We start from the raw sequence: 1,378 nt of genomic DNA, 5'->3' as shown, positions 1-1,378 counted from the left end.
CCAGCACTCGGCTCCCTGGCCATGGCCTTCCCCGAACGCATCGCCCACTACGTCAAATAGAACCCATTTTTACGATCACTTACACAGAAAACTTGGCTCTGTCCAAAGTTTGGTGATCGGCGTGGTGGGCCGAGGATCGAGGTCCGTGGGTACCTGTGATCATGTTCGGCGTGCGATGACCAGTTGAGGGTGTTGCTGCCGCACTTGGCGGGTGTGCTGATCGAGAAGATCGAGCAGGCTGGGACGGGCGTGCGAGTGTGGGCGCGCGTCAGCGCGGAGGACGGGACCTGTCCTTCGTGCGGTAGTCGCTCGCGCCGTGTGCACAGTCGATATGACCGCAGTCTGGCCGACGTCGCGATGGCAGGCCAGGCGGTGGTGCTGCGGTTGAGGGTGAGGCGGTTCTTCTGCGACGCGGTCGACTGTGCGGTGCGGACGTTCGCCGAGCAGGTTGACGGCCTGACCTGGCGACACGGCCGCCGGACTTCGTTGTGCCGCAGAGTTCTGGAGCGCATCGGACTCGCGCTGGCTGGCCGGGCAGGAGCTCGGCTGGCGGCACGACTGGGACTGCCGGCCAGCCGGGGCACCCTGCTGGGGCTCGTGCACGCATTACCAGAGCCGGACGTCGGGACTGTGGAGGTACTCGGGGTTGATGACTTCGCGATCAGGCGCGGACGTAGGTACGCGACCTTGCTGATAGACGCGGTCACCCATCGCCGCGTCGACGTGCTGCCCGATCGCAAGAGCGAGACCCTGGCAGCCTGGCTGCGCGAGCACCCCGGAGTCGAGGTCGTGTGCCGCGACGGTTCAGCCGCCTACGCCGAAGCCATCCGCCACGGTGCCCCGAAAGCTGTCCAAGTCAGCGACCGGTGGCATCTGTGGCACAACCTCGCCGCTGCGGTGGAAAAGTGCGTTGTCGCCCATGCCTCATGCTGGAACGCTATGCCCCGCTCCGAAGGATCGGCGCTGGCCGCGCGCACCCGAGAACGGCACGCCGCCGTCCACAACCTACTCGAGCGAGGTGTCGGCTTGCTGGAGTGCACCCGGCGGCTGGGTTGGTCTCTGAACACCGTCAAACGCTACGCCCGCGCCACAAGCGCGGAGGAACTGCTGCGCCCGCCACGCTATGGCGCTTGCCTGGTCGACGCCCACCGCGACCTCCTCCGGCGTCGGCTCGCCGAGAAGATCCCGGTCACCCGGATCCTGGCCGAGATCCGCGACCGGGGCTACACCGGCAGCGCCACTCTGCTGGTGCGCTACATCAATCAAGGCCGAGCCGATCCCGAGGGCATGTCTGATGGTCTGTGTATGAGATCGGCTTCGTGTGGATTGAGGGAGTACACAGATGTCCGTGACTGACGAGAACGAGGCCGTGTCGCCG

At 66.1% G+C, this 1,378-nt stretch carries 1 protein-coding gene; it reads left to right on the top strand.

Going from position 1 to position 1,378, the window contains the following annotated elements:
• The first annotated feature begins 213 nt into the window (after nt 1-213).
• Nucleotides 214-1,356 carry an ISL3 family transposase gene (locus tag ACZ6YV_RS44260; RefSeq protein WP_465515393.1) on the top strand — a complete coding sequence of 381 codons (1,143 nt, stop codon included), beginning with the start codon at nt 214-216 and terminating at the stop codon, nt 1,354-1,356.
• Nucleotides 1,357-1,378: the final 22 nt, after the last annotated feature.

This window comes from Amycolatopsis sp. NPDC102522 (assembly GCF_055584485.1).
This window is presented reverse-complemented; position numbering and strand designations above follow the sequence as displayed.